Source organism: Streptomyces sp. CO7, from assembly GCF_053474865.1.
The window spans coordinates 1,201,618-1,207,558 of the sequence record NZ_JBRIOU010000002.1 but is presented as its reverse complement, the minus strand read 5'-3'; the positions used below and the strand labels follow the sequence as shown (position 1 = coordinate 1,207,558).

Genomic DNA, 5,941 nt, shown 5'->3' with positions numbered 1-5,941 from the left:
CCCTCCGTCCCCGCCGACGCCTCCGTCCCCGCCGACGCCTCCGTCCGGCCGCGACGGGACGCCGTCCCCGGGCCCGCGCGCCGGCCACCGCGGCCCTGACGCCCCGGGCCTTCGGCCCGGCGCCGCGGCAACGGGCCGTGTGTCAGAAGGCGATGCGGACCTTCAGCGCGGTGCGGTCGTCCATCGCCCGGTACCCCTCGGGCACGCCGTCGAGACCGACGGTGCGGTCGAAGACCAGGCCGGGGTCGATCGCGCCGGACAGGACGTCCGGCAGCAGCTCGGGGATGTAGGCACGGGCCGGGGCGACGCCGCCGGCCAGCGTGACGTTGCGGTTGAACATCTGGCTGATGTCGACGCCGGCGCTGCCGCCGTGCGGCACGCCGACGTAGCCGACCGCGCCGCCGTCCCGGGTGATCGAGAGCGCGGTGCGCATGGACTGCTCTGTGCCGACGGCCTCCAGCACGGCGTGCGCGCCCTGTCCGCCGGTCAGCTCCCTGACCGCCTCGATCGCGTCCTCGCCGCGCTCGGCGACCACGTCGGTGGCGCCGAAGGAGCGGGCGATCGCGGTGCGCGCCCCGTGGCGGCCCAGGGCGATGATCCGGTCGGCGCCGAGTCGCCGCGCGGCCAGCACGCCGCACAGGCCGACCGCGCCGTCGCCGACCACCGCGACCGTGGTGCCGGGGCGGACACCGGCCGACACGGCCGCGTGGTGGCCGGTGCTCATCACGTCGGAGAGGGCCAGCAGACCGGGCAGCAGCTTCTCCTCGCCGGCCGCCTCCTCGGGCAGCCCCACCAGGGTGCCGTCGGCGAACGGCACCCGCACCGCCTCGCCCTGGCCGCCGTCGGAGCCCACCTCGCCCCAGAAGCCGCCCTCGGGGCACGAGGTGTGCAGTCCCTCACGGCAGAAGTCGCAGGTGCCGTCCGACCAGACGAAGGGGGCGACCACGAAGTCGCCGGGGCGGAAGCCGCGCACCTCGGAGCCGACCGCCTCGACGATGCCCAGGAACTCGTGGCCGATCCGCTGGCCGGGGACCCGGGAGGCCACGCCGCGGTACGCCCACAGGTCGCTGCCGCAGATGCAGGCGTTCACCACCCGGACGACCGCGTCGGTGGGCTGCCGGACCACCGGGTCGGGCACCTCCTCGATCCGGATGTCGCGGGGGCTGTGGATCACGGTGGCACGCACGGAACTCTCCTGGCACTGCTCGGGGCCTGGCTGGAGCAGCCAAGGGTCGCCCACACGCTTGTTCTTGTCCAGCTACATTTCCTACACCCCTTGTTTAAGATGCACTAATGCTCGACGTGCGACGACTCACCCTCCTCCGCGACCTCGCCACCCATGGCACGGTGACCGCGGTGGCCGAATTCCACGGCGTCACGCCCTCCGCGGTCTCGCAGCAGCTGCGGCTGCTGGAGGACGAGGCCGGAACCCGCCTGCTGGAACGCACCAGCCGCTCCGTCCACCTCACCCCCGCCGGGCAGCAACTGGCCGACGACACCGAGCAGGTGCTCGCCGCTCTGGAACAGGCGCAGAGACGGCTGCAGGCCCGCACCGGGGAGCCGACCGGCCCGCTCCGCCTCGCCTGCTTCCCCAGCGCCCTCGCCCCCTTGGCGGCTCCTCTCGGCGAAGTGCTGGAGGACGCCTACCGGAACCTGGACCTGCACATCACCGAGGCCGAACCGGAGGTCGCCGTACGGCTGCTGCTCCAGCGCCGCGCCGACATCGCCCTGCTCTACCGCTACGCCAACCTCGCCACACCCCCGCACCCCGGGGTGGAAACCCGAACCCTGCGGACCGATCCGCTGGTCGCGATCCTGCGCGGCGACCACCCGGCCGCCGGCCTCGAGCGCCACCCGATCGACCTGCGGGAGCTGGCGGGCGCCCAGTGGATCACCGCCCCGCCGCGATCGGCCTGCGGGGAAGCCGTCCTCCAGGCCTGCCGGTCCGCCGGCTTCACCCCCCGGGTGCGGCACACCTGCACCGACTTCCACTCCATGATCGCCCTGGCCGCGAGCGGCGGTCACACCGCCCTCGTCCCGCGCATGGCCGCGGCCGATCTCCCGCCGTCGCTGACCGCACGGCCGGTCACCGACAGCACCCTCACCCGCACGATCGAGACCGCCGTCCGGCACGGCACGGCACACGAGGCCGGGATCGCCGCGGGCCTCGCCGCACTGCGCGCGATCGAGCCCGCGCCAGAACCCCTCACGGAACCCGCTTTGCATGACCATACGGGATGATGCATAATCTTCCTATGTCCAAGGTCCTCACCTCCCTCCCCGTCGGCGAACGCGTCGGCATCGCCTTCTCGGGCGGCCTCGACACCTCCGTCGCGGTCGCGTGGATGCGCGACAAGGGCGCCGTCCCGTGCACCTACACCGCCGACATCGGTCAGTACGACGAACCCGACATCGCCTCGGTGCCCGGCCGCGCCACGGCCTACGGCGCCGAGATCGCGCGTCTGGTCGACTGCCGTGCCGCACTCGTCGAGGAGGGCCTGGCCGCGCTCACCTGCGGCGCGTTCCACATCCGCTCCGGCGGGCGGGCGTACTTCAACACCACGCCACTGGGCCGCGCGGTCACCGGCACCCTGCTGGTGCGGGCCATGCTCGAGGACGACGTCCAGATCTGGGGCGACGGCTCGACGTACAAGGGCAACGACATCGAGCGGTTCTACCGCTACGGCCTGCTCGCCAACCCGAACCTGCGGATCTACAAGCCCTGGCTGGACGCGGACTTCGTGACCGAGCTCGGCGGCCGCAAGGAGATGTCGGAGTGGCTGGTCGCGCACGGCCTGCCGTACCGGGACAGCACGGAGAAGGCGTACTCCACCGACGCCAACATCTGGGGCGCCACGCACGAGGCGAAGACTCTCGAGCACCTCGACAACGGCATCGAGACGGTCGAGCCGATCATGGGCGTCAAGTTCTGGGACCCCACGATCGAGATCGCCGCCGAGGACGTCACCATCGGCTTCGAGCAGGGCCGCCCGGTGACGATCAACGGCAAGGACTTCGCGTCCGCCGTCGACCTGGTGATGGAGGCCAACGCCATCGGCGGCCGCCACGGCCTGGGCATGTCCGACCAGATCGAGAACCGGATCATCGAGGCCAAGAGCCGGGGCATCTACGAGGCCCCGGGCATGGCCCTGCTGCACGCGGCCTACGAGCGCCTGGTCAACGCGATCCACAACGAGGACACCCTCGCCCAGTACCACAGCGAGGGCCGTCGTCTGGGCCGCCTGATGTACGAGGGCCGCTGGCTGGACCCGCAGGCGCTGATGATCCGCGAGTCGCTGCAGCGCTGGGTCGGCGCGGCGGTCACCGGCGAGGTCACCCTGCGCCTGCGCCGGGGCGAGGACTACTCGGTCCTCGACACCACGGGCCCGGCGTTCAGCTACCACCCGGACAAGCTCTCCATGGAGCGCACCGAGGACTCGGCGTTCGGCCCGGTGGACCGCATCGGCCAGCTGACCATGCGCAACCTGGACATCGCCGACTCCCGCTCCAAGCTGGAGCAGTACGCCGGCCTCGGCCTGCTCGGCACCGGCGCGAGCCCGGTGCTGGGCGCGGCCCAGGTCACCGGCCTGATCGGCACCATGCCCGAGGGCGGCGCGGAGGCCATCGCCTCCCGCGGCGAGGTCAGCGAGGACGACGAGCTGCTCGACCGCGCGGCCATGGAGGCCGGCACCGACTGACCCGTCGCGGACGCACGCACGACGCGAGAGGCCGGCCCGGAGCACTCCGGGCCGGCCTCTCGCGTCGGCTCACTTCCGGTTGTAGAGCCGCATCGTCACCGGCCCGAAGACCAGCAGGAGCAGCCCCGCCCAGCCGAGGGTCCAGACGATCTCCATGCCGGGCCACCTCCCGGCCATCAGTCCGCGGACCGCCGAGGCCAGATGGGTGATCGGGTTGTTGTTGACGAAGGCCTGGAGCCAGCCCGGCATGGTGCGCGGGTCGACGAAGACGTTGGAGAGGAAGGTCAGCGGGAAGATCACCATCATGGCGACCCCCATCACCGACTTCTCCGTGCGCAGCAGCAGACCGAACATGGTCCAGATCCAGGAGAAGGCGAAGGAGAACACCAGGAGGAGCAGTACGCCCGCCAGCACGCCCTGCACCCCTCCGGCAGGGCGGTAGCCGAGGACCAGGCCGAGGGCGAGCATGACCGCCGAGGCGATGGTGTAGCGCAGGGCGTCGCCCAGCAGGTAGCCGACCATGATGGACGGCCGCCACAGCGAGAGCGTGCGGAAGCGGTCGAAGACGCCCTTGTCGATGTCGGTGTTGACCGAGACGCCGGTGTACATGGTGATCATCACGACCGACATCACCAGGATCCCGGGCAGCACGAACTGGATGTAGTCGTCCGGCGAACCCGCCAGCGCGCCTCCGAAGAGGTACGTGAACATCAGCAGGTTCATGATCGGGAACGCCGTGACGTCGAAGAGCTGGTCCGGCACGTGCTTGATCTTCAGGACGGCCCGCCATCCGAAGGCGAGCGAGGCGGTGAGGGCGCTGGGCCGGGGCGGCCGCTCGGCCTGGACGAGCACGGAGGCGACGGACTCGGGGCTCAGCGGGCGCAGCTCGCCGGCCCCGCCGGTGGCGGTGTCCGGGCGGGTGTCGGTGGTCATGCCGTCTTCTCCATGCCGGTCGTGCGGAGGGTGTCGTCGCCCGGCGTGGTCGGGTCGCCCGGCGCTCCGGGGTCGTCCGTGCCGTGCCCGGTGAGCGCGAGGAAGACCTCGTCCAGACTGGGCTGGCCGAGGGCGAAGTTGTCCACGGTGATGCCGAGCCGGGCCAGCTCCGCCAGCGCTCCGGCGGCCTGTTCGGCGGCCGTGGAGGTGCTGGACGCGCCGATCCGGGCGGTGAGCGCGACGGGGTCGTGCTCGAACTGGACCTGTGCGTCCAGGGCGCGGCGCAGGACCTCGGCGGCCTCGGGGCGCTGCCCGGGATCGCGCAGCCGCAGCAGGACGGAGCCCGCGCCCACCGATGCCTTCAGCTCCCCCTTGGCGCCTTCGGCGATCACCTTTCCGCGGTCGATCACGGCGATGCGGGAGGCGAGCTGGTCGGCCTCGTCCAGGTACTGGGTGGTGAGCAGCACGGTGGTGCCCCGGGTGACCACGGCGCGCACGATGTCCCAGACCTGGTTGCGGCTGCGCGGGTCGAGGCCGGTGGTGGGCTCGTCGAGGAAGAGCAGGTCGGGCGTGTTGAGGAGGGACGCCGCGATGTCGATGCGGCGGCGCATGCCGCCGGAGTACTGCTTGACCTGCTTTCCGGCCGCCTCGGCCAGTCCGAAGGCGTCCAGCAGCTGGGCCGCCCGTTCCCGGGCGGCCCGCCGGCCGTGACCGAGGAGGCGGCCGAGCAGGAGGAGGTTCTCCGTGCCGGTCAGGTCCTCGTCCACGGAGGCGTACTGGCCGGTGAGGCTGACCCGGCTGCGGACCCGGTCGGCGTCCCGGACGACGTCGTGCCCGAAGACGCGTGCCTGGCCCGCGTCGGGGCGCAGGAGGGTGGCGAGCATCTTGACCACGGTGGTCTTGCCCGCGCCGTTCGGGCCGAGCACCCCGTAGACCGTGCCGGTGGGGACGGTCAGGTCGACCCCGTCGACGGCGCGCGTCGCGCCGAACGTCTTCACCAGGCCGGCCGTCTCCACGGCCGGGGCGGCTGTCGGGTGGGTCATGAGGACCTTCCTCTCGGTGGTGGGCCGCGGCCTCGGGCGGTCGGGGCGCGCGCACCAGTGATGACTTCCGCGGGAGCGGGGACTCATCGGTCGGCGCGGCCTGCGTCACCCTTCCGAGGATGCGCGACAGACGTGGAGACCGGCGGGTCGGACGGCTTCCCGGTGCTCTCCGCCCCGTCCTTCCGGCTGGTCGGGCAGGGCAGTTTCGTCGCCGTCGCGGCCGGGACGCTGATGCCGGGGCTGTCGTTGGTGTGCCTGCTGGGCACC

At 72.4% G+C, this 5,941-nt stretch carries 5 protein-coding genes; 2 read left to right on the top strand and 3 right to left on the bottom strand.

All coding sequences use genetic code 11. The features are described from left to right. Positions 1–142 precede the first annotated feature (142 nt). Positions 143–1,186: a zinc-dependent alcohol dehydrogenase family protein gene (locus ACOV8S_RS07435; RefSeq protein WP_448316838.1), complete on the bottom strand. Its 1,044-nt coding sequence runs from the start codon at positions 1,184–1,186 to the stop codon at positions 143–145. 107 nt (positions 1,187–1,293) lie between these two features. Between ACOV8S_RS07435 and ACOV8S_RS07430 the strand changes: the two genes are divergently transcribed. After that, positions 1,294–2,241, top strand: a complete 948-nt coding sequence (locus tag ACOV8S_RS07430; protein ID WP_448316836.1) for a LysR family transcriptional regulator — start codon at positions 1,294–1,296, stop codon at positions 2,239–2,241. A 14-nt stretch (positions 2,242–2,255) separates the two neighbouring features. Continuing rightward, a complete protein-coding gene (argG, locus tag ACOV8S_RS07425) occupies positions 2,256–3,698 on the top strand; it encodes an argininosuccinate synthase (RefSeq protein ID WP_351118089.1) in 1,443 nt (480 codons plus the stop codon). Between the two features lie 69 nt (positions 3,699–3,767). On the opposite strand, the gene ACOV8S_RS07420 is transcribed toward argG, so the two are convergent. Both ACOV8S_RS07420 and ACOV8S_RS07415 read right to left on the bottom strand, forming a co-directional pair. Further along, a complete protein-coding gene (locus ACOV8S_RS07420; RefSeq protein WP_448316835.1) occupies positions 3,768–4,631 on the bottom strand; it encodes an ABC transporter permease in 864 nt (287 codons plus the stop codon). Continuing rightward, entirely contained in the window at positions 4,628–5,674 is a 1,047-nt protein-coding gene (locus ACOV8S_RS07415) for an ATP-binding cassette domain-containing protein (protein ID WP_448316833.1), read from the bottom strand. The genes ACOV8S_RS07420 and ACOV8S_RS07415 overlap by 4 nt, the downstream gene beginning before the upstream one ends. Positions 5,675–5,941 lie beyond the last annotated feature (267 nt).